This is a genomic window from Rhodoferax sp. (assembly GCF_012927445.1).
Lineage (GTDB): Bacteria > Pseudomonadota > Gammaproteobacteria > Burkholderiales > Burkholderiaceae_C > Rhodoferax.
Genome location: NZ_JABBPD010000004.1, coordinates 778,464 through 799,310 on the forward strand (window position 1 = coordinate 778,464; position 20,847 = coordinate 799,310).

20 protein-coding genes and 1 other RNA gene are annotated in these 20,847 nt (G+C 61.1%); 4 read left to right on the forward strand and 17 right to left on the reverse strand.

Annotation, left to right across the window (positions count from 1 at the left end):
- Window position 1: 1 nt before the first annotated feature.
- The 15 genes from HHJ17_RS09285 to dapF all read right to left on the reverse strand — a co-directional run bounded on the left by HHJ17_RS09285 (window position 2) and on the right by dapF (window position 15,449).
- A complete protein-coding gene (locus HHJ17_RS09285; protein ID WP_296505591.1) occupies window positions 2-1,576 on the reverse strand; it encodes a UDP-N-acetylmuramoyl-L-alanyl-D-glutamate--2,6-diaminopimelate ligase in 1,575 nt (524 codons plus the stop codon).
- A complete protein-coding gene (locus HHJ17_RS09290) occupies window positions 1,576-3,318 on the reverse strand; it encodes a penicillin-binding protein 2 (protein WP_296501032.1) in 1,743 nt (580 codons plus the stop codon). Before HHJ17_RS09290 ends, HHJ17_RS09285 begins: the two co-directional genes overlap by 1 nt.
- Complete coding sequence (ftsL, locus tag HHJ17_RS09295; protein WP_296501030.1) at window positions 3,315-3,611, reverse strand: cell division protein FtsL; 297 nt, start codon at window positions 3,609-3,611, stop codon at window positions 3,315-3,317. Before ftsL ends, HHJ17_RS09290 begins: the two co-directional genes overlap by 4 nt.
- Window positions 3,608-4,549: a 16S rRNA (cytosine(1402)-N(4))-methyltransferase RsmH gene (gene rsmH / locus HHJ17_RS09300; protein WP_296505765.1), complete on the reverse strand. Its 942-nt coding sequence runs from the start codon at window positions 4,547-4,549 to the stop codon at window positions 3,608-3,610. Before rsmH ends, ftsL begins: the two co-directional genes overlap by 4 nt.
- Window positions 4,550-4,558: 9 nt before the next feature.
- Complete coding sequence (gene mraZ, locus HHJ17_RS09305) at window positions 4,559-4,987, reverse strand: division/cell wall cluster transcriptional repressor MraZ (RefSeq protein WP_296501027.1); 429 nt, start codon at window positions 4,985-4,987, stop codon at window positions 4,559-4,561.
- Window positions 4,988-5,245: 258 nt separating this feature from the next.
- A complete protein-coding gene (hslU, locus tag HHJ17_RS09310; protein WP_296501026.1) occupies window positions 5,246-6,577 on the reverse strand; it encodes an ATP-dependent protease ATPase subunit HslU in 1,332 nt (443 codons plus the stop codon).
- Between the two features lie 4 nt (window positions 6,578-6,581).
- Window positions 6,582-7,127, reverse strand: coding sequence for an ATP-dependent protease subunit HslV (gene hslV / locus HHJ17_RS09315; RefSeq protein ID WP_296501025.1), 546 nt, complete (start codon window positions 7,125-7,127; stop codon window positions 6,582-6,584).
- Window positions 7,128-7,207: 80 nt separating this feature from the next.
- Window positions 7,208-8,983 (reverse strand): STAS domain-containing protein, encoded by a 1,776-nt coding sequence (locus HHJ17_RS09320; RefSeq protein WP_296505592.1) that lies wholly within the window; start codon window positions 8,981-8,983, stop codon window positions 7,208-7,210.
- A gap of 41 nt (window positions 8,984-9,024) precedes the next feature.
- Entirely contained in the window at window positions 9,025-10,158 is a 1,134-nt protein-coding gene (gene dksA / locus HHJ17_RS09325) for an RNA polymerase-binding protein DksA (protein WP_296505593.1), read from the reverse strand.
- A 32-nt stretch (window positions 10,159-10,190) separates the two neighbouring features.
- Window positions 10,191-11,240: a GTP-binding protein gene (locus tag HHJ17_RS09330; RefSeq protein ID WP_296505594.1), complete on the reverse strand. Its 1,050-nt coding sequence runs from the start codon at window positions 11,238-11,240 to the stop codon at window positions 10,191-10,193.
- Between the two features lie 60 nt (window positions 11,241-11,300).
- Window positions 11,301-12,482, reverse strand: a complete 1,182-nt coding sequence (locus HHJ17_RS09335; protein WP_296505595.1) for a class I SAM-dependent methyltransferase — start codon at window positions 12,480-12,482, stop codon at window positions 11,301-11,303.
- Window positions 12,483-12,560: 78 nt separating this feature from the next.
- Window positions 12,561-12,872: a hypothetical protein gene (locus tag HHJ17_RS09340; RefSeq protein WP_296505596.1), complete on the reverse strand. Its 312-nt coding sequence runs from the start codon at window positions 12,870-12,872 to the stop codon at window positions 12,561-12,563.
- 34 nt (window positions 12,873-12,906) lie between these two features.
- The gene (locus tag HHJ17_RS09345) at window positions 12,907-13,878 is read right to left on the reverse strand and encodes a tyrosine recombinase XerC (RefSeq protein ID WP_296505597.1); all 972 of its coding nucleotides are present in this window, start codon (window positions 13,876-13,878) and stop codon (window positions 12,907-12,909) included.
- A gap of 12 nt (window positions 13,879-13,890) precedes the next feature.
- Window positions 13,891-14,577 carry a DUF484 family protein gene (locus HHJ17_RS09350; protein WP_296501014.1) on the reverse strand — a complete coding sequence of 229 codons (687 nt, stop codon included), beginning with the start codon at window positions 14,575-14,577 and terminating at the stop codon, window positions 13,891-13,893.
- Window positions 14,574-15,449, reverse strand: coding sequence for a diaminopimelate epimerase (gene dapF / locus HHJ17_RS09355; RefSeq protein WP_296505598.1), 876 nt, complete (start codon window positions 15,447-15,449; stop codon window positions 14,574-14,576). The genes HHJ17_RS09350 and dapF overlap by 4 nt, the downstream gene beginning before the upstream one ends.
- 69 nt (window positions 15,450-15,518) lie before the next feature.
- On the opposite strand from dapF, the gene HHJ17_RS09360 reads away from it, so the two are divergent.
- The 3 genes from HHJ17_RS09360 to HHJ17_RS09370 are packed head-to-tail and all read left to right on the forward strand — an operon-like array spanning window position 15,519 to window position 18,821.
- The gene (locus HHJ17_RS09360) at window positions 15,519-17,174 is read left to right on the forward strand and encodes an MBL fold metallo-hydrolase (protein ID WP_296505599.1); all 1,656 of its coding nucleotides are present in this window, start codon (window positions 15,519-15,521) and stop codon (window positions 17,172-17,174) included.
- 12 nt (window positions 17,175-17,186) lie between these two features.
- A complete protein-coding gene (locus HHJ17_RS09365; RefSeq protein ID WP_296505600.1) occupies window positions 17,187-18,005 on the forward strand; it encodes a M90 family metallopeptidase in 819 nt (272 codons plus the stop codon).
- 27 nt (window positions 18,006-18,032) lie between these two features.
- Window positions 18,033-18,821: an RNA pseudouridine synthase gene (locus HHJ17_RS09370; protein WP_296505601.1), complete on the forward strand. Its 789-nt coding sequence runs from the start codon at window positions 18,033-18,035 to the stop codon at window positions 18,819-18,821.
- On the opposite strand, the gene nhaR is transcribed toward HHJ17_RS09370, so the two are convergent.
- Window positions 18,763-19,746, reverse strand: a complete 984-nt coding sequence (nhaR, locus tag HHJ17_RS09375) for a transcriptional activator NhaR (RefSeq protein WP_296505602.1) — start codon at window positions 19,744-19,746, stop codon at window positions 18,763-18,765. The genes HHJ17_RS09370 and nhaR overlap by 59 nt on opposite strands.
- Window positions 19,747-19,885: 139 nt before the next feature.
- Between nhaR and HHJ17_RS09380 the strand changes: the two genes are divergently transcribed.
- Window positions 19,886-20,434 carry an Rrf2 family transcriptional regulator gene (locus tag HHJ17_RS09380; protein WP_296505603.1) on the forward strand — a complete coding sequence of 183 codons (549 nt, stop codon included), beginning with the start codon at window positions 19,886-19,888 and terminating at the stop codon, window positions 20,432-20,434.
- An 18-nt stretch (window positions 20,435-20,452) separates the two neighbouring features.
- Here HHJ17_RS09380 and rnpB read toward each other — a convergent pair.
- Window positions 20,453-20,842: RNase P RNA component class A (gene rnpB, locus HHJ17_RS09385), an RNA gene on the reverse strand.
- Window positions 20,843-20,847 lie beyond the last annotated feature (5 nt).

Below are 20,847 nucleotides of genomic sequence, written 5' to 3' on the forward strand. Positions count from 1 at the left end.
GTCACGCATCTGGCGCTCCCGATTGGGGGACGGGGACGGGGGCAGTCCAGCCCGCCAAGGCCCGGCGAACATGGTCCAGGTCGGAAAAGGGCAAACGCTCGCCGTTCACTTCTTGATAATCTTCATGGCCTTTGCCAGCGACCAGCAGCACATCGTTGGCCGCCGCCTGGGCCAGCGACTGCGCAATCGCCAGCGCACGGTCAGGCTGCACCGTCACCGGTTCATGACCGGTCAAGCCAAGCAAAATCTGGCTGATGATGACTTCGGGTTTTTCGTTGCGCGGGTTGTCACTGGTGACCACCACCTGGTCGGCATGCCGGGCGGCCATGGCCCCCATCAGGGGCCGTTTGGCCGCATCCCGGGCGCCGCCGCAGCCGAAGACACACCAGAGTTGGCCTCCCCGCTGCTCCGCCAGGGAACGCAGTGCCACCAGCGCTTTGCCCAACGCGTCCGGCGTGTGGGCGTAATCCACCGCCACCAGAGGCTGGCCCGCATCGCCCACGCACTCCATGCGACCAGGCACCGGGGTCAAATCGTGGCACGATTCAATGGCGGCCGCGAGCGACACGCCCATCGAGCGCATGGCGGCGATCACGCCCAGCAGGTTGGACACGTTGTAGGTCCCGATCAGCTGGGTGTGCAACACCGGCGGCGGGTTGCCCGCAACGCCATCCTCCACCAACTCGAAACACAGGCCCTGCGCGTCGTAGCTGATGTTGCGGGCCTGCAGCCGTGCTGATTCAGTGAGCGAGACTGTCCACACGTCAGGCACCTTGCCGCTCAGCGCCACCGCCAGCGCGGCGCCCTGAACATCGTCAATATTGATCACCGCCGATTGCAGGCCGGACCACTGAAACAGAGGTTCCTTGGCTTGCCAGTAGGCTTCCATCGTGCCGTGGTAGTCCAGATGGTCTTGCGTGAAGTTGGTGAAAATAGCGGTGCGGATGCGGGTCCCATCCAGGCGGTGCTCTTCGATGCCGATGGAGGAAGCCTCGATCGCGCACGCCTGGACACCCGCTTCGACAAAGCGCCGGAAAGTTTGTTGCAGCAGCACCGGGTCGGGCGTGGTCATACCGGTCGCCACAATCTCGGCAACACCCGCGACCGAAGCCAACGGGGCAGCCTGGCCCGGCGCCGGTGGTCGGCCAATACCCAAAGTACCCACCAACCCGCATGGAATGGGTGCCACCTGCTTTAAATTCGATAGCGCCTGCGCCAGCCACCAGGCGGTGGAGGTTTTGCCGTTGGTGCCGGTCACGGCCAGCACCGCCAACTGCTCGGAAGGTTGTTCGAAATACGCCGCGGCAATCGGGCCGCTGGCCGCTTTGAGCCGGGCGTAGGCGGCAACGTTGTCGCCACTGAAGGCATAAGGTTCGGCACCGTCCAGCTCCACCAGACAGGCGGTCGCGCCGCGGGCCAGCGCAGCGGCAACATGCTGGCGGGCGTCAACGGCCGCGCCCGGCCAGGCGATGAAGCCGTCACCCGGCTGCAGCTTGCGGCTGTCGGTACGAATCGTCCCGGTCACGCGGCTGCGCAGCCAGTTGGCGGCGTCCAGGGGGGTTTGGAATTCAAGCATCACAGGCTCTCTTCTTCCGCTTTGGCCACGATCTGGGGCTTGACCGCCATGTCGGGCTGAACACCCATCATGCGCAGGGTCTGCTGCGCCACTTCACTGAACACGGGAGCGGCCACCGCCCCACCAAAATACTGGCCAGCGCTGGGCTCATCAATCATCACGCCGATGATGATGCGCGGCTGCTCAATCGGCGCCATGCCGACAAACCAGCCCCGGTATTTGCGATTGCCAGCGGTGCCGTAGCCCTTGCCAACCTGTTTGTAGGCGGTGCCGGATTTGCCACCCACGGAGTACCCGATGGTCTGCGCTTTTTGACCGGTGCCGCCCGGACCCGCCGCCAGCTGCAGCATCTTGCGCACCTGGTCGGCCGTATGCGCCGACAGGACCGGCACGCCCACGGCCGGTTCGCTGTTCTTGAGCATGGTGACCGGAATGATCTTGCCGCCGTTGGAAAAAACCGTATAGGAGCGCGCCATCTGGAACAGTGACGCCGACAGGCCGTAGCCATACGACATGGTGGCCTGCTCAATCGGGCGCCAGGTCTTGAAGGGGCGCAGCCGCCCCGACACCGCACCGGGGAAACTGATCTGCGGCTTCTGCCCAAAACCCGCTTCTGAAAAAAGCTCCCACATTTCGCGCGGCTGCATTTGCATCGCAATCTTGGCGGTGCCGATATTGCTGGATTTCTGGATCACACCTTCGACCGTCAGCACGCCATTGGGGTGCGAGTCGGAAATCGTGGAGCCCGTGATCGTGAACCGGCCCTTGCCCGTGTCAATCAGGGTCTGCGGCGTAACGCGACCGGTCTCCAGCGCCAGCCCAATCGTGAACGGCTTCATCACGGAGCCCGGCTCGAAGGTGTCCGTCAGCGCCCGGTTGCGCAATTGGGCGCCGCTCAGGCCCTGTCGCTTCATCGGCGAGTAGCTGGGGTAGTTGGCCAACGCCAGCACTTCACCGGTCACCACATCCAGAACCACGACACTGCCGGCCTTGGCTTTGTGCAGCAGCACGGCATCGCGCAGCTTTTGGTAGGCAAAAAACTGAACCTTGCTGTCAATGCTGAGCTGCAGGTCACGCCCGTCAGCGGGCGCGACGGTCTCGCCCACCGCCTCCACCACCCGACCGAGGCGGTCCTTGATCACCCGACGGGAGCCGTTGTGCCCGGCAAGATCCTTGTTGAACGCCAGCTCAATGCCTTCCTGGCCTTTGTCTTCCACATTGGTGAAACCGACCACATGCGCTGCCGCCTCGCCTTCGGGGTACTGACGTCTGTATTCCTTGCGCTGGTAGATTCCTTTGATACCCATGGCCGTGATTTCTTGCGCCACCGACTCGTCGACCTGGCGCTTGAGCCAGACAAAACTCTTGTCCTCGTCTTCCAGGCGCTTGGTGAGTTCGGCCAGCGGCATGTCCAGCAATTTGGCAAGTCGCTGCAACTGGGTCTTGTCGCGCTCGACATCTTCCGGGATGGCCCAGATACTGGGCGCCGGCACGCTGGAGGCGAGGATCAAGCCATTGCGATCCAGGATCCGGCCCCGATTGGAAGGCAGCTCCAGCGTTCGCGCAAAACGCACTTCCCCCTGTTTTTGGAAAAAATCGTTCGCAATCACCTGGATATACACCGCGCGGGCAGCCAAGCCGACAAACCCGAGGGCGATGGCCGCCACAATAAACTTGCTGCGCCAGACCGGGGTCCGGCTGGCCAGCAAGGGGCTGGAGGTGTAAGCGATGCTGCGGCTCATTGAATTCGCCCTGCCGCAGCAGGCTGCTCGGCATGGTAGGTCACATAGTGCGTGATGGCCGGCGTGACGCTGCGCATCTGCAATTGATCCTTGGCCAACTTCTCCACGCGCAAAGGGGTGGCCTGATCGCGCTTTTCCACCTGCAGGCGTTCATTGTCGGCCTCGATCCGGTGCGCCGCAGAACGGGCTTTGTCCAGCTCGGAGAACAGACGGCGTGAGTCGTACTGCACGTTCACGAGGTACAAAGAGCTTGCCAGCACGGCCAGCAGCAGCACCAGGTTGAGACGGGTCATGCGGCCGTCCTTTGTGCCACGCGCATGATCGCGCTGCGCGAGCGGGGGTTGGCCGCCACCTCGGCGGCACTGGGCTTGATGCGGTCCAGTGCCTTGAGTTGCATGATTTTGGGGGCAGCAAACGGATCGCGCCGATCATATTCATCGCGCGAGTGCTTGGCGATGAACTGCTTGACAATGCGATCCTCCAGCGAATGAAAGCTGATCACGACCAGCCGCCCGCCCGGCTGCAACACCTGAAGACTGGCTTCTAGCGCCTGTTGCAGCTCTTCAAGCTCGGCATTGATAAAAATCCGAAGAGCCTGAAATGTGCGCGTGGCGGGGTTTTGGCCCTTTTCGCGGGTTTTGACCGTGTCAGCCACGAGCTGGGCCAATTCGGTGGTTGTTGAAATTGGGCCCCGCTCCTCTCGGCGAGCAACAATCGCCTTTGCAATGGCGCCAGCAAACCGTTCTTCACCGTAGTCACGTATCACCTCCGCTATTTTGTCGACCTCGGCATCGGCCAGCCACTCGGCCACGCTAATGCCCCGCGTGGTATCCATGCGCATGTCAAGGGGGCCCTCGAACCTGAAGCTGAAACCCCGTTCCGGGTTGTCCACTTGCGGCGAACTGATGCCCAGATCAAGCAACACACCGGCCACACTGGCGTGCGGAAGCTCCCCGAGATGCCGAAAACCCTGGTGCCGGATGGAAAAACGCGGGTCCTTGATCGTGGCCGCCTCGGCCAAGGCATCAAGATCTTTGTCGAAGGCAATCAGTCGCCCCTGCGGCGCCAGCCGGGACAGGATCAGGCGAGAATGGCCGCCCCGACCAAATGTGGCATCCACATAGGCGTGCGTGCCGGCTTCGGTGTCACCGGCTTCGGCGTCCGGATTGTTGAGAAGCGCATCGACGGCTTCGTTCAACAATACAGTGGTGTGTGTCCATGAAGTTTCCACCATCGGCCTTCAGAAAGAGAAGTCCTTGAAGACGTCGGGCATGTCGCCCTGCATCGCCTTGGCCTCTTGGGCGTCGTAGGTTTGCTTGTCCCACAACTCGAAATGGTTGCCCATGCCCAGCAGCAGGGTGTCCTTGGCAATACCGGCGGCCTCCCGCAATTCGGGCGACACCAGCACGCGACCCGTGCCATCCATCTCGACATCCATGGCATTGCCCAGAAAAATCCGTTTCCACCACTGGGCCGACATCGGCAGGGTGGCAATGCGTTCACGGAATTTTTCCCATTCGGGACGCGGAAAAACCATCAAGCAGCCGTGAGGGTGCTTGGTGATGGTGAGCTGGCCCAGGGCCATGGCACTCAGGACGTCACGATGCCGGGTCGGCACAGACAGCCGACCCTTTGCATCCAAACTTAAAGACGAAGCCCCTTGAAACACGACAGCTCAACCTCTTTTGATAGATAGGCGAAGAAATGGAAGCACAAATGCACTATTCACCACTAAATTGCACTTTTTTGCACTGTATCAGCAAAAACGATCTACGCAAGAGGACTTGCAACAATTATTTCAATGAAATCAAGGACTTAGAAGCGACTCCCAAAGTGCAAGAACAGTAAAAACTGTTCTAAATTAAGCACTTAGCGGATATTTTGAAAGTGATGCGCGAAGGAAAACCCTAGTCCCAGCCGCAGACCTTTACAGTATGTAACGAGAGAGATCTTCGTTCCGGCTCAGCTCACCGAGTCGCGCATCCACATACGCCGCATCAACCTGAATGGTCTGGCCGCCCAGGCTGGCCGCCTCAAAACTCACCTCATCCAGCAGCCGCTCCATCACGGTCGACAGGCGCCGCGCGCCAATGTTCTCGGTGCGTTCGTTGACATCGAACGCGATGTGCGCGAGACGCGTGATACCCGCCTCCTGAAACTCGACGGTGACATTCTCCGTCGCCAGCAAGGCTTGGTACTGCTTGACCAGCGAGGCGTGCGTTTGCGTCAGAATCGCCACAAAGTCTTGCACCGACAAAGACTGCAACTCCACCCGAATGGGAAAGCGTCCCTGCAACTCGGGAATCAAATCACTCGGCTTGCTCATTTGGAACGCACCCGAGGCGATGAACAAAATGTGGTCGGTCTTGACCATGCCGTATTTGGTGGACACGGTGGTGCCCTCAACCAGCGGCAGCAAATCGCGCTGGACACCCTGGCGCGACACTTCGGCACCGCTGCCCTCCGAGCGCGAGGTGACCTTGTCAATCTCGTCGATGAACACAATGCCGTTCTGCTCCAGCATGTGCAGCGCCTGTGTTTTGATTTCTTCCTCATTGACCAGCTTGGCTGCTTCTTCGTCCACCAGCAGCTTCAGGGCCTCTGGAATCTTGAGTTTGCGCACCTGGCGCTTTTGTTGCCCCATCTGGCCAAACATGCCGCGCAACTGCTCGGTCATTTCTTCCATGCCCGCCGGGCCCATGATTTCCAACTGTGGGGTGGCTTGGGCCACGTCAATCTCGATCTCCCGGTCCGCCAGCTGGCCTTCTCGCAGTTTTTTACGAAAGGTCTGGCGCGCCGTGCTCTCGGTCTCGGGGTTTGGAACGACGCCGAAGTCGCTCCGCGGCGGCGGAATCAGAATGTCCAGCACCCGGTCTTCGGCGGCATCTTCCGCGCGGGCACGCACCTTCTTCATCTCAGCGACGCGGGTTTGCTTGACCGCAATATCGGCCAGATCGCGGATGATGGCATCCACATCCTTGCCCACGTAACCGACCTCGGTAAATTTGGTGGCCTCGACCTTGATAAAAGGCGCATCGGCCAGCCGGGCGAGTCGCCGGGCTATTTCGGTTTTACCCACCCCTGTCGGGCCAATCATCAGAATATTTTTGGGCGTGATTTCCGCGCGCAAGCCGGGCTCCACCTGCTGACGGCGCCAGCGGTTGCGCAGCGCGATGGCGACCGCACGTTTGGCCTGATGCTGGCCAACGATGTGCTTGTCCAGTTCACGAACAATTTCCTGCGGGGTCATGGAGGACATAGATTTAAAGGGTCTCAATCGTGTGATTCATGTTGGTATAGATGCAGATATCGGCCGCAATCTCCAACGACTTTTTGACGATTTCCTGCGCCGACAGCTCGGTATGGTTCAGCAAGGCGATCGCCGCCGCTTGTGCATAAGCGCCACCGGAGCCAATCGTGACAATCCCGTTTTCCGGTTCCAGCACATCCCCGTTGCCGGTGATGATCAGGGACGCCTCACTGTCGGCCACCGCCAGCATGGCCTCCAGACGGCGCAGCACCCGGTCGGTGCGCCAGTCTTTGGTGAGCTCGATGGCGGCACGCACCAGATGACCCTGGTGTTTTTCAAGCTTGGCTTCAAAGCGCTCGAACAGCGTGAAAGCGTCGGCGGTGGCACCCGCAAAACCGGCCAGCACCTTGCCGTGGTAGAGCTTGCGCACTTTGCGGGCCGTGCCTTTGACCACAATGCTGCCCAAGGTGACCTGGCCGTCGCCGCCGATCGCGACTTGCATGCCTTGTGGGGTCTTGCGTCGCACGCTGATGATGGTCGTACCGTGAAATTGTTCCATATTCTTCTCAAGTCAGGTCATCCAGCCTGATAACAAGGCTGGACTGGAGCGCGTTTCGTTAAAAACACCCAACCAGCGGGTCAGCTGGTCCTCAATATGACGCGGGCGTGTTCGTTGATCCCGATCACATTGAAAAAGGCAGCCACCAGACACGGCACATCGCGAAACTGCACCTGGCAGCCTTCGGACTCTCGCGTAGCAACCCAGTTGAGAATACTTCCAGCGGCCGAAAAATCGACACGAATCAGCCGGGCACAGGAAACCACCAGTCGGTCCGCCCCCTTCAATCCTGCCTGCAGTTTATCCAATGCTTCTGCCACATCGCCCAGCACTTCGCCGGTCAATTCCACAACGGCCGCAGGGAGAATGTCCATCCCCATGAGCACGGTCGGCGCCTGATTCAAATCAGCCGGGTCGCTGAAGGCGCCCCCCATCAAACCATGGGCGGATTCAAATGGCGTGCTTGAATTCACCCCCTCGAAGACATATTCACAACGGGCATCTGACCAGGGCGGCGGGGAAACTTCATAGGTGACACAATAATCCAGCGCCGCCAACTCAAACTCATCCTGCAAGCGCAAAATGCGCAAGGCATCCAGACGAAGCCGCCACCAATAGGGATCAACCCGTTTGTCACCGGATGGGGTCAATGATCTCAGTGTGTTTTCAAGAATGTCTGCCGCCAAAAAATTCAATTTCACGGGTTTCGAACACCACTCGACAAACAACGCCGCCAAGGCCCGTGCCCCATCGGGGGTGATGGCGCTCAACTGCCGCCAGTTCAAACACCAGGGCTCAGCCTCGCGCGTCAAGCGGGCCTGCAGGGCATGCACCGTCTGAACATCCAGCACGGCGGGACAATCCCACTCCGTCTGATTACTTTTCACCGCGGCCTGCACCCGATCTGCCAGGGGCGCCCCCGCTGCTTTATGCCCCAACAAATCGGGGGTGGAGAACCAGGCTGGCGCCGAGCGGCCGAAACGCTGGGCATAGTCGATGGCGACCCGATCAAAACTGGCCTGCTGTCCGGTTGAACGATAGAGGTCGAACAAGGCAGCAGCCCACCGGTCGGCCGAATCGGGATCGACGTTGTCGGCATGCAACGCGGCCAGAAGCCCGGCTTCGGCACCGGCATCGTCGCCGTTGGCGAACCGGATGGCCGCTTCCTCCAGGTCCGGGTCCGCCAGACTGTCACCCAAGTCGATGGAAAACAATTTGGAGGGTGAAAATTCGCTGACTCCCGCTTCAAAGTTCCGGCTTCCCGCGCTTCTGGCGACCGTCGGTTCATGCGCCCCCCCCACCGCCGCCATGTCATCCGTTGTAGATAAACCCATTTGCGTGGATTCGTAATCAGACCCGGGCATCGAATCCAAATCCGAATTTAACTCGGATGCCTGTGTCGGCTCAAAAGACATCAACGCAGCATCGTCTGCAGTTCGAGGCTGAGTGCTCACCAGAGGCGAACTGCCGCCGAGAACCGCGGATTCATCCTGCTTGCCCTTCCACCACTGCTTGGACATCTGGGCTTCTATTTCATCAATCTTTTTGAGTGTCGTGGCTCGCTCATCCGGATTAGAGGCCAGACTGCTCTGAAAGAACGAGGGACGTCCCGCGAGATCGGGGTTGATCGCAGGCGCATTGCGCCGTAATTTGCGCAGATAGTCAAATTCACGGCGCCGGACAAAATCATTTTGTCGCTTGCGCTCGATCATTTCTTTGAGCGCCTGCTTGCTGTAGCCGCTCTCCTGCTCTGGTTCCGGCGCTGGCTTGTCCAGATCAGCCCAGTCTTTCGTCGGATTACGGACGAAGCGGGCCACCTTGGACAGCAAACCGGCGTTATTGTCTTTGGTCGCCATGGGACAGCAAGGCCAGATAAAAAGTTGGAGACAACTTTCGATTAATCCCCGAACATTTTTTGCCGAAGTTCCCGGCGCTGTTGCGCCTCCAGCGACAGGTTGGCCGTGGGTCGCGCGAGCAAACGCCCGACCCCAATGGGTTCCCCGGTTTCATCGCAATAGCCATATTCGCCTGCATCAATGCGCTGAATAGACTGTTCAATTTTCTTCAAGAGCTTGCGTTCCCGATCCCGGGTGCGCAACTCCAGCGCATGCTCTTCTTCAATGGTGGCACGATCGGTCGGATCGGGCACCACCACGGTTTCCTCGCGCAGATGCTCAGTGGTTTCACCCGCATTGCTCAGAATTTCCTGCTTGATCACCGATAACTTCAGGCGGAAAAATGCCAACTGGGTATCGTTCATGTACTCATCGTCGGGCATCGCGATCACGTCGGCATCGGTCAGTTGCTCAACCGGTTTTAATTTCCAGTTGTTGGCCAGCTTGGGGTCTTTTTTGACGGACGAAGCCAGTGGCGGAATGATGAACGGGACCGGCGTAGTTTGCGTGAAACTGGCTTTGGCCGCGGTAGAAGCCACCGACTGCGCCATGGAAGGAACCGTGAGCTGGGCAAGCCGGGAAGAAGGACGGCCGGCTCTGGCAGGCACGGACGGGGCGTCAACTTGGGTGGGGGCCACCACAACCGGTTTTGCCGACGCCGCAGCGGTCGCAATTGTTCCAGGCTTCACCGTATGGGTGACTTTGGGTTTTGATACCACTACTTCGGGTTTGCTAGCTTTCGCAGTCGTCGTTTTCACAGAATCCTTTACTTGAACTTTAACTTTATCTTTGGCTGTCGGCTTGACGACCTGGATCGGGGCGGCTATCTCAGACGCTTTGACCGGTGATGGCTTCTTGACCCGTGGTTTGGCTGAAAGGTCCGCCACCGGCTTGGCAACGGCTTTCACATTGGGCTTGTCCTTGTCGATTGCTTTGGATGCCATTTTGGGTTTCCCGGATTGAGCTTTCACTTCTTGCCTCCTCGCAGAATGGACCTGCGTATCTACTTCCGAAGCCTTTGACGTTATACCCGCAATGCCAGCTGTTGAGGACTGACGTTGCGCATCTTCTTTGGCGCGCGAGTTTACAGGCTCCGCCACTGGAAAACCCATCAGTTGCAAAAGCGAGACAAACATTTGGACTTCTGCTTAAAAATAAGGGCGCCGAATCAAACCAGACTCTGCTCCATGCCCTGCAAAAAGATGTCCTTGGGCAGATCAATGCCGATGAACACCATTTTGCTGGACCGCTTTTCACCCTCGGCCCAAGCCGGCCCCAGGTCGCTGCCCATCAACTGGTGCACGCCCTGAAAAATCACTTTTCGATCGGTGCCTTGCATGAACAAAACGCCTTTGTAGCGCAACATGCGCGGGCCGTAAATATTGACGATGGCGCCCAGAAAGTCTTCCAGCTTGGCCGGGTCAAAGGCCCGATCCGATTTGAAGACAAAACTCTTCACGTCATCATCGTGATGGTGGTGATGTCCGCCGCCTTCGCTGTGCGAGGGATGGTCGCAATGTTCACCGGGCGCGTGGTCATGGCCTTCATGGGCGGCCTCTTCTTCTTTGAGAAAGTCAGGGTCAATATCGAGCTTGGCATTCAGGTTGAAGCCGCGCAGGTCAAACACTTCACTTAACGCGACTTCACCAAAATGCACCGCCTTTTGCGGTGCGCGCGGGTTCATGTGCTTCAAGCGGTGCGTCAAGGCATCGACTTCGTCCTGCCCGACCAGGTCGGTCTTGCTGATGAAAATCTGATCGGCAAAGCCGACCTGGCGGCGCGCCTCCTGCCGTTCGTTGAGCTGCGTCGCCGCATGTTTGGCATCGACCAGCGTCAGGATCGAGTCGAGCAGGTAGCTCTCGGCAATTTCATCGTCCATGAAGAAGGTTTGCGCCACCGGACCGGGGTCCGCCAGGCCGGTGGTCTCGATCACCACGCGGTCAAAGACCAGCTCGCCCTTGCGCTTTTTCTCGGCCAGATCGCGCAGCGTCGCGCGCAGATCTTCGCGGATGGTGCAGCAAATGCAGCCATTGCTCATCTGGATGATCTGCTCGGTGGTGTCGGTCACCAGGATGTCGCTGTCGATGTTTTCCTCGCCAAACTCATTCTCAATGACGGCGATTTTCTGGCCATGGGCCTCTTGAAGCACGCGCTTGAGCAGCGTGGTTTTACCGGAGCCGAGAAAGCCCGTCAGAATGGTTGCAGGAATGAGGCTCATCGTTTTTCTCAGTGGGTTGGCGTCAGAAGCAGGGGAGTGTAGCGGGCCAGGGGCGGCGGCTCATTTGCGCATAACCACCAAACCCTTGAGGTATTCACCCTCGGGGAAATTGATCGTCATCGGATGATCCGGGGCGCCCCCCATGCGCTCGCTGATATAGCCATCGACCCCGGCGTCAATGCCGGCGGAGGCCACAATCTTATGAAACAGGTCGGCGCTGACGCCGCCTGAGCAGGAATAGGTAAACAAGACGCCGCCCGGTGCCAGCAGCTTGAAGGCGAGCCGGTTGATGTCCTTGTAGGCCCGCGCGGCCCGCTCGGCGTGCGCCACGGTCGGGGCAAACTTGGGCGGATCAAGCACGATGGCATCAAAAGTTGTGCCGGCGGCACCAAACTGGCGCAACGAGGCATTCACATCGGCATCCATGAAGGTGGTGCGACTGGCGTCAAACCCATTCAACACCACGTTGGCGGCGGCTTTTTCAAGGGCCGGGCCGGATGAGTCAATCGAGGTGACGTGACCCGCGCCGCCGGTCAGCGCAGCCACCGTGAAGCCGCCGGTGTAGCAGTAACAATTGAGCACACGCTCAAATTTCAGGCGCCGGCTGTAATCGGCAAACGTCTTGCGGCTGTCGCGCTGGTCCAGGTAAAAGCCGGTCTTGTGCCCGCTGGCGATGTTGATGGCCAGTTGCCAGTCGTGCTCGCGCAGCACCAGTTCGGTCGGACCCTCCCCGCGCAACCAGCCGCTCACCTCCGGCAACCCTTCCAGCGCGCGGCCACTGGCGTCGGAGCGCTCATACAACTTGCTCAGGCCGGTGGCGACCAGCAAGGCGTCGGCCAGCACCGCTTTCCAGCGCTCGGCGCCAGCGGAAAGAAACTGCGCCACCAAGGTGTCGCCATAGCGGTCGACGATGAGCCCCGGCAACCCGTCGGACTCACCGTGCACCAGCCGCATGCTGTCACTATTTATATCAAATCGGCCTCTAGCCCTTACAGCAGCTGCGCAAGCAGCTATTAAAAACGCAGCACCTATCGACTGCGCTTCGTCAAAACTCCAGACCCGGGCCCGGATTTTGGAGCTCGGGCTGAAGGCGGCCCAGGCTAGAAACTGGCCGTCAGCAGATTCCACCCGCACCGTCTCGCCCGCGTCGGCCGTGCCTTGGGCAATGGCGGACTCAAAGAGCCAGGGATGGCGGCGCAAGAGCGAACGCTCTTTGCCGGCTTTTAATTGAATCGTTTTCATGGCACTGATTGTGGGGCCTAACGAAGGCGACCTTTTCCGGTCACCTGGCGCCGCCCTTGGCCGCGCCAGGGTGCGTCATCAATAAGTGACGGACATCGCCGGGACGTCGATCCGGATCATGGGTTTGGCAAGCGCCGCAGACACGGCCTGAACATAGGCCGCGGCCCATTTTTCATCCCCCAGCAAGGCGGCGCCGGCCGCTTCGGTTACCCGCAGCACCTTGTCCGCCGTCAGAACTTTGCCGCTGGCCCGCAGGGGCTCACAGTCCAGGGCGGTGAACTGGCTGTCAAGCCAGGTCCGGGCGACGTCGTGGGGCATGGGAGGCGCTTCGCCCACATTGAAATTGAATTCAACCCCTTTGTCCAGGATGACCGATATTTGACTGCGCATGAAGAACCTTTCTATCGAAGGGCTCCAGTGTGCCTTACTTCTGACCGGACGACTTGATTTTGGCCCGGGGATGCGCCGCATCGTAGGCCTTGGCCAGATGCTGAAAGTCCAGCCGGGTGTAGACCTGCGTGGTGGTGATGCTGACGTGGCCGAGCAACTCTTGCACGGCACGCAAATCGCTGCTCGACTGCAGCAGGTGACTGGCAAAGGAATGGCGCAGCATGTGCGGATGCACGGGCGTGGCCAGCCCGGCTTGCTGGCTGCGGCGCTTCACCCGCTGCCAGATCGATTGCGCGGTCAGCCGGGTGCCATTGCGCCCGATAAACAAGGCGGCCTGGGCGGTACCGCCCGGCGCCGGCGTGCCCTGCGCGGCCAGCGGCAGCGCCTGATCGCGCAGCGCCAGCCAGCGCGTCAGCGCTGCAAGCGCCTTGCGGCCCACCGGCACGGTACGTCGTTTGGCGCCCTTGCCCAGCACATGCGCTTCCGCCGCATCCAGATCGATCCAGCCGGGGGCCGCGAGACTGGCCACCGCGTCCAGGCCAGTCAATTCACCGACGCGCAGGCCGCTGCCATAGAGCAATTCGACGATGGCGGCGTCGCGCGCTTCCAGCCACGGATCGTTGCGGTCACTGGCAAAACGGGCCAGTTGCACGGAATCGTCCACACTCAGGGCTTTCGGCAAAGGCTTGCCGGCCTTGGGCGCGCGGACATCCTGCACCGGGTTGCTATGGACCAAGCCTTCGCGCCCGAGCCAGACGTAAAAACCGCGCCAGCCCGACAGAATCAGGGCAATGCCGCGGCCGCTGCGCCCGCCGCCATGCATCTGCGCGACCCAACGCCGGATGTGGCTGTTTTGGACCTGGGTCAGGGCGACGCTGACCTGCGCGGCATAGCCTTGAAGCTTTTGGAGGTCCAGCGAATACAGCGTGACCGTGCGCTCGGCCAGGCGTTTTTCGAACCGCACATGCGCCAGGTAGCGCTCGATCAGGACGGCGTCGTCAACCACCGGCACAAGCCACTACCGCAGGCGGGTCAGCGCGGCGCTGGCCAGTTCGGCAATGCGCTCCAGAAAGTCGGTGCCCATGGTGTTGTTGAAACGCTGGGCGTCCGGCGACGCCAGCACCAGCATGCCAAAGGCTGGCGCCGTGCTGCCCACCAGCCCGGCGCGCAGCGGCAGAATCGCCAGCGAGATGGCGGCCTGCGGTTCGGGCAGCCAGCTGATGGCCTCGAAACCGGTGTTCAAGCCACAGTACGGCTCCATCAGCGAGGAGGCGAACAGTTTGGCGTCGTCACTCACGCCCAGCGCAAAGTTGGCAGCGGCAAACTCGGGCGCCACGTCCCACACCTTGATGCCGACCTGGGGCACCAGGAACTGATGCTGAATTTCTTCGGCAATCTGTCCCGGCAAGGCCTGCAGGTCGGTGGTCAGAAACAGGTCGCGCGCCCAGCGCAGCAACTTGTCGGACAAGATGACGTTCTCGTTGACATTGCGCAGCATGCCCATGATGCGCTGCTCCAGCACCCGGATCTTGTCGCGCAGCATCTCCGCCTGGCGCTCCTGCAGGCTCACGGCGCGCTGGCTGTGCGGGCTGGTGAGTTGCACGGCGGCCAGCAATTCGGCGTGGCGCTCAAAAAATTCGGGGGTATTGGCCAGGTAGTTGGCAATATCGTCTTCGGTCAGGGGATTGGTGAAGGAGGTAGTCATAGGTAGTCAGGTAAATCAATTTCGCCGTGAAAAACAGTGGTGGCCGGGCCCGTCATCATCACCGGCGAGGCGAGACCGGCCCAGGAAATCGTCAAGGTGCCGCCGCGGGTCTGCACATCCACCTTGTCGTCGAGCAGTCCCAGCCGGATGCCCGCCACCACGGCAGCGCACGCGCCGGAGCCGCAGGCCAGGGTTTCGCCGGTACCGCGCTCAAACACGCGCAGCCGAATGTGGCGGCGGTCCACCACCTGCATGAAGCCGGCATTCACCCGCTTGGGAAAACTGGGGTGGTTTTCAATCAACGGCCCTTGCAGCAGCACCGGCGCCGTGTCCACCTCGTCCACCACTTGCACGGCGTGCGGATTGCCCATCGACACCACTGCTACATAAACAATAGCTTCCTGCGCAGGTTCCACGAGGGCTAGCGGCCATTTTTGCCATGAACCAGCGGCTTGCGGCGTCAAACCGGCCGCATTAAATGGAATCTCGGCCAGCTCAAACACCGGCGCGCCCATGTTCACCGTCACCCGGCCATCGGGCATCAGCCGGGGTTCAATCACGCCGGCCTTGGTTTGCACCCGGATCGCATCCTGGGTGGTCAGACCCTGGTCCCGCACAAAGCGGGCAAAGCAGCGCGCGCCGTTGCCGCACTGCTCCACCTCAGAGCCATCGGCGTTGTGGATGACGTACTCAAAGTCGATGCCCGGCGCGGGCGACGGGCGCACCGTCAAAATCTGGTCGGCACCGACGCCGAAGTGGCGGTCGGCCAGAAAGCGGTACTGCGCGGGGGACAGGCCGAGCCGCTGCCGGGTTTCGTCGAGCACCACAAAGTCGTTGCCGGCACCCTGCATTTTGGTGAAACTGATTCGCATGCGGGAATTATCCCTGCATCGCAGGCGCAGCCGCGCTCCCACCGGCGTAATTCATTGCAAAATCACGCCATGGCACGCCCCACCCAACTCCTCCATCCCCCGCGTGAACCCGCGCCCACCCGCCCTGCCGCCACCGTGCTGCTGCTGCGCGACTCGGCCAGCGGCATTGAAGTGCTGATGACGCGCCGCTCCATGACCGCCAGTTTTGTCCCGGGCGCTTATGTCTTTCCAGGCGGCGGCGTGGACGCGCTGGACGAGTTGAGCCACGGCCAGACGAAGCGGCGTGCCACCCAAAGTGACCTGCACCTGACACAGGCCATCGCCGCCATCCGCGAAAGTTTTGAAGAATTGGGCGTGCTGCTGGCGCGCCGGGCCGACGGCTCAGCCGCCGACCAGTCTGACGTTGACGCGCTCGACCGCGCCGAACCGTTCGCCGCCCAATGCCAGACGCTGGGCCTGACGCTGGCGGCCGACGAGGTGTTTGTGCTGGCCCACTGGATCACCGATCGCGATATGCCGCGCCGCTTTGATGTGCCGTTTTTGGTGGCCCGCATGCCCGCAGGGCAAACGCCGGTGGCCGATGAGACCGAGCAGTTCGAGCCGGTGTGGGTGCGCGCCGCCGAGGCGCTGGCGCGGCACAAAGCCGGCCAGTTTTTCATTATTTTCCCGACCATCCGCACGCTGGAACGGCTGCAGGACTACGCCACGGTCGACGCCGTGCTGCAAGCCTGCGCCGCCACCGAGCAGCCGCTGTGGAGTTGCTGCCCGCGTACCGGCCTGCTGGCCGGCGCGGAAGCCCGCTACATGGAGCACGAGCAGCCGTATGGCGAACTGGCGCTGGTCTGCCCGGACGGGCACATCGTGCACCCGCTGGACTGGCAAACCGAGCAACCGGTGGCGCTGCTGAAAAACGTGCAGCGCCTCACCGCGCCCAACCCCGGCGCAATGACCGGACCCGGCACCAACAGTTACCTGGTGGGCGACCCGCATACCGGCTACATCGTCATTGATCCCGGGCCAGCCGACCCCGAGCACCTGGAAAAGCTGTGGCGCGCCGCCGGCGGCGACATCCGCATGATTGTGTGCACCCACTCTCACCCGGACCATTCGCCCGGCGCCAAACCGCTACAGGCCCTGTGCGACACCCGACCGCCGATTTTGGGCCTGCCGTCCGCCCCCACGGCACGGGCGCACAGTGCCTTCACGCCCGACAGGTCGCTACAAAATAATGAGCTACTTACGCTTAAGGGACGGGGGCTAGCGCCTGATTTGACACATACCTTGATGGTCCTTCACACCCCCGGCCACGCGGCCAACCACCTGTGTCTGGTGCTGCTGGAAGACGGCTTGCTGTTCAGCGGCGACCACATCCTGAACGGCAGCACCACGGTGATTGACCCGCCGGATGGCGAGATGACGGCCTACCTCGATTCGCTCGACCTGTTAAGCGCCGCCTGCACGGCGCACCGGATTGACTTCATCCTGCCCGCGCACGGCTACGTCATCGGCGGCTTTGCCGGCGAGGCCGCTGGCGCCATTGCCCACCTGAAGGCGCACCGATTGAGGCGCGAAGCCAAAATTCTCCAGGTGATGCAGGCGCAGCCGAACGGCACGCTGGACGACTGGGTCGCCGCGGCGTACGACGACGTGCCGCCGCGCATGTGGCCGGTGGCCAAACGCTCGCTAACGGCGCATGTCGCGCGCATCGAAGCCTTACAACCGTGAGCGCGTAGCGCCTTGCCCGCCCTCATCGTGGCCGGTCTGGCCCTGCTTTTTATTCTCTGGCTGCTGGGCCAGCCCTACTGGACCCGGCGCCAGCGCGACAAGCTGCGGGCCCAGCCGTTTCCCGACGCCTGGCGCGACATCCTGAAGCAGCGCGTACCCTACGTGCGCGCCCTGCCCGCCGATTTGCAGCGGCAGCTTGAACAGCACATCCAGGTGTTTGTGGCCGAGAAAGCCTTCATCGGTTGCGCTGGCCTGGTCATGACCGACGAAATGCGGATCACGATTGCGGCGCAAGCCTGCCTGCTGCTGCTCAACCGCCCGCGCGGCTACTACCCCAACTTGCGCCAGATTCTGGTGTACCCGGGCGGCTTCGTGGTGCAGCGGGCGCAGACCGACGACAGCGGCGTGGCGCATCACGCGCGCGAGGCCCTGTCCGGCGAATCCTGGTCGCAGGGCCAGGTCATTCTGTCGTGGCACGACGCGCTGGAAGGCGCCGCCATGCCCCACGATGGCCAAAACGTGGTGATCCATGAATTCGCCCACCAGCTCGACCAGGAAACGGGCGCTGCCAACGGCGCCCCGGTGCTGGCACGGCGCGACCAATACGCCCGCTGGTCGCAGGTGCTCGGAGCCGAGTTTGCGCAACTGCAGGCGCGCAGCGCGCACCGCCAAACCTCCTTGTTCAGCGACTACGGCGCCACCGACCCGGCTGAATTTTTCGCCGTCATCTCCGAAGTCTTCTTTGAGCAACCGCAACGCATGGCCGCCGAGCACCCGGCGCTCTACCGCGAACTCGCCCTGCTGTACCGCCTCGATCCGCTGAGTTGGTAAAGCGCCGGCACGGTTAACATCCAGCCAATGATTCCGAATAAAAAACCTGCCCCCCAAGGACCCCGCACCGACGAACGCCTGGCCAAACGCGTCGCTGAAATGGTGCCTTGCTCGCGCCGCGAAGCCGAGCAGTACATTGAAGGCGGTTGGGTCAGCGTCAACGGGCAAGTGGTTGAGGAACCGATGTTTCGGGTGTCGACCCAAAAAGTGGCGATTGACCGCGACGCCAGCCTGATGGAGCTCGTGGACGTGACCTTGCTGCTGCACAAGCCGCCAGGCTTTGATGCCATGGCGGAGCTAGGCGATGCGAACAAAAAAATCAAACCGGCACAGCAATTACTGAGCGCCGCCACCCACGCCGCCGATGACGCGTCGGGCATCCGCCTGCTCAAGCGCCACTTTGCCAACCTCACGGCCGCGGTGCCGCTGGAAACCGGCGCCAGCGGTCTGGTGGTGTTCACCCAAGACTGGCGCGTGCTGCGCAAGCTGGACGAAGACGCCGGCGTGATTGAGCAGGAAATTATTGTGGAGGTCGCCGGTGAAGTGGCTCAAAGTATTCTGAATCGCCTCAACCACGGGCTGGCCTCCGACGGCTATCCGCTGCCACCGGTCAAAGTCAGCCTCAACAGCGCAAGCGACACCGCGTCCAAACTGCGTTTTGCCATCAAAGGCTCATACCAGGGTCTGATTGCCTACCTGTGTGAACGCGTCGGACTGGAAATTATGGGCATGAAGCGCATTCGCGTGGGGCGGGTGTCTATGACCCAGCTTCAACCGGGACAATGGCGCTACCTGCAGGCGCACGAGCGGTTTTAAGACCGGCCTCGGTGACCGGCCGGGCCATCCGGACGCTGAACAACTGCTTGCGCGCCGCCTCCGTAATAGCCACGACGCAAGGGTGCGTGATGCGTCGCTCCACCGACACGGCAAAAAACTCTTCCACCAGTTCACGCGTGCGACCGATCACCTCCACGCCAAACTGCGTCACCGTTTCGGCTTCCAGCACGGTGGGGGCCATGAAAATACCTTTCCCCTCCCGGCCAAAGGCCTTCATCAAGGCAACATCATCAAATTCCCCGATCACCCGGGGCTGAATGTGCTGGCGGGCCAGCCAACTTTCCAGCGAGTGCCGGACCGACGCAGCAGCCCCTGGAATCAGCATCGGCATGTCGTTCAGACATTGTGGAAAGCTCCCTTGCAGCCTGCTTTTTAGCCCCGGCGTACAGAAAAAACTCATCGTGGTACTGCCCAGCGGGTGGTTGAACGCCTTGACGCTGACGCGCCGGGACATCGGCTCATCCGCAATCACCAAGTCAAGCCGGTGCAGGGCCAACTGCGCCAGCAGATCGGTGAACTTGCCTTCACTGCAAATCAGGCGCACCGGCTCGTCCACCGACAAGGCCGGCTCCAGCAAACGGTAGACCACCGACTTGGCCACGGAATCGGCCACGCCGACCCGGAAGTTCAGCACGCGCGGTCCGCCACGCGCCTGACGCACGGCCGCTTCCAGTTCGGCACCCAGCGTGAAGATCTGATCGGCATAACCCAGCGCCAGCCGGCCGTCTTCGGTCAGCTCCAGCTGGCGGCCATTTTTGCGAAACAGCTTGCGGCCGAGCCAGTCTTCCAGCAGCTTGATCTGGCCGGACAGGGTTTGCGGCGTGGTGTGCAACTGCTCGCCGGCACGCATCACGCCGCCGGCTTTGGCCGTCACCCAAAAGTAGTGCAGATGCTTGAAATTCATGAGTAACCTCCAAAGTACAGGCCTCTATTATTCGTATTTTTCGAAGTTTAATTGTAAAAAAAACGAATTTACACGAAGTGAAGGGTTATTTATAGTTCATTACTTCACACCCCTTGTGACACTGACAGGAGCTAAAAATATGAGATTAAGTACCAAAGGCCGATTTGCTGTTACCGCGATGATCGACGTTGCGCTGCGCGAAAGTTTGGGGCCCGTCCCGCTGTCCGATATTGCGGTGCGTCACAAAATCTCGCTCTCTTACTTGGAACAAATGTTCAGCAAACTGCGACAGCACGGTCTGGTGGAAAGCACCCGCGGTCCGGGCGGCGGCTACACGCTGGGTCAGCGTTCCGACAGCATCACGGTTGCGGACATCATTGGTGCCGTTGATGGTCGCGCGGAACCGCTGGGCTTGGGCGCAGAGCGGACGGGTGAAGCCATGGTGCCGGGCATGCCGCAGGACATCACCCAAGACTTGTGGGACTCCCTGAATTCAAAAATGGTGGACTATATGCAGTCCATCAGCCTGCGCACCTTGACCACCGAGCAACGCAGCAAGGGGTTTCGTGTCGATGACCGGAAAACAGCCAACCGCGGCGTTTTCAAGAAGCCCAAACAGGAGCCCGTGAGGGCCAGCACGCCCAATTCCGTCTTTGCACTCGGAAAATCGCTGCTAGCCCGAGGCTAGGCCGGTTGCCATAAAAAAGTGTGAAGCCCGCCGATAAGCCGGATTCTGTGCATGGGGTAAGACCTTGCGATCTTTCTCCATGTGACTGCCATTAATCTGGGCTATTGGTCGCCCAATAGCTCATGCTACCTACCCGCACACTCCGGGGGCCCCGTCAACGTGTGCCTACTTGGTATTGCTGCGCGTAGAGATTGCCCGTTTCACCCGCACCAGGTTGCCCCGCTGCGACTCGTCTCTGTTGCTCTAATCCTCACCTTATACCGCTCACTTGCATGAGCGGCTTTCAGTGGACAGCCGTTAGCTGCTACGCTGCCCTGTGCAGTCCGGACGTTCCTCCAATGCGGTGTTTCCACCCGACGCCGAAGCGTCGTCCTTGCGGCTTGCACCAGCGACAGTCTGGCAGGCTTCACCCC

What these genes read in the sequence shown, in the direction of transcription:
- HHJ17_RS09370 (WP_296505601.1), top strand. Translation starts at nt 18,033, where the DNA reads ATGATTCCGAATAAAAAACCTGCCCCCCAAGGACCCCGCACCGACGAA.
- HHJ17_RS09340 (WP_296505596.1), bottom strand. Translation starts at nt 12,872, where the DNA reads ATGCGCAGTCAAATATCGGTCATCCTGGACAAAGGGGTTGAATTCAAT.
- HHJ17_RS09360 (WP_296505599.1), top strand. Translation starts at nt 15,519, where the DNA reads ATGGCACGCCCCACCCAACTCCTCCATCCCCCGCGTGAACCCGCGCCC.
- ftsL (WP_296501030.1), bottom strand. Translation starts at nt 3,611, where the DNA reads ATGACCCGTCTCAACCTGGTGCTGCTGCTGGCCGTGCTGGCAAGCTCT.
- nhaR (WP_296505602.1), bottom strand. Translation starts at nt 19,746, where the DNA reads ATGAATTTCAAGCATCTGCACTACTTTTGGGTGACGGCCAAAGCCGGC.
- HHJ17_RS09285 (WP_296505591.1), bottom strand. Translation starts at nt 1,576, where the DNA reads ATGCTTGAATTCCAAACCCCCCTGGACGCCGCCAACTGGCTGCGCAGC.
- hslV (WP_296501025.1), bottom strand. Translation starts at nt 7,127, where the DNA reads ATGGAACAATTTCACGGTACGACCATCATCAGCGTGCGACGCAAGACC.
- dapF (WP_296505598.1), bottom strand. Translation starts at nt 15,449, where the DNA reads ATGCGAATCAGTTTCACCAAAATGCAGGGTGCCGGCAACGACTTTGTG.
- HHJ17_RS09330 (WP_296505594.1), bottom strand. Translation starts at nt 11,240, where the DNA reads ATGAGCCTCATTCCTGCAACCATTCTGACGGGCTTTCTCGGCTCCGGT.
- HHJ17_RS09290 (WP_296501032.1), bottom strand. Translation starts at nt 3,318, where the DNA reads ATGAGCCGCAGCATCGCTTACACCTCCAGCCCCTTGCTGGCCAGCCGG.
- dksA (WP_296505593.1), bottom strand. Translation starts at nt 10,158, where the DNA reads ATGTTTGTCTCGCTTTTGCAACTGATGGGTTTTCCAGTGGCGGAGCCT.
- HHJ17_RS09380 (WP_296505603.1), top strand. Translation starts at nt 19,886, where the DNA reads ATGAGATTAAGTACCAAAGGCCGATTTGCTGTTACCGCGATGATCGAC.
- HHJ17_RS09320 (WP_296505592.1), bottom strand. Translation starts at nt 8,983, where the DNA reads ATGGCGACCAAAGACAATAACGCCGGTTTGCTGTCCAAGGTGGCCCGC.
- hslU (WP_296501026.1), bottom strand. Translation starts at nt 6,577, where the DNA reads ATGTCCTCCATGACCCCGCAGGAAATTGTTCGTGAACTGGACAAGCAC.
- HHJ17_RS09350 (WP_296501014.1), bottom strand. Translation starts at nt 14,577, where the DNA reads ATGACTACCTCCTTCACCAATCCCCTGACCGAAGACGATATTGCCAAC.
- HHJ17_RS09335 (WP_296505595.1), bottom strand. Translation starts at nt 12,482, where the DNA reads ATGAAAACGATTCAATTAAAAGCCGGCAAAGAGCGTTCGCTCTTGCGC.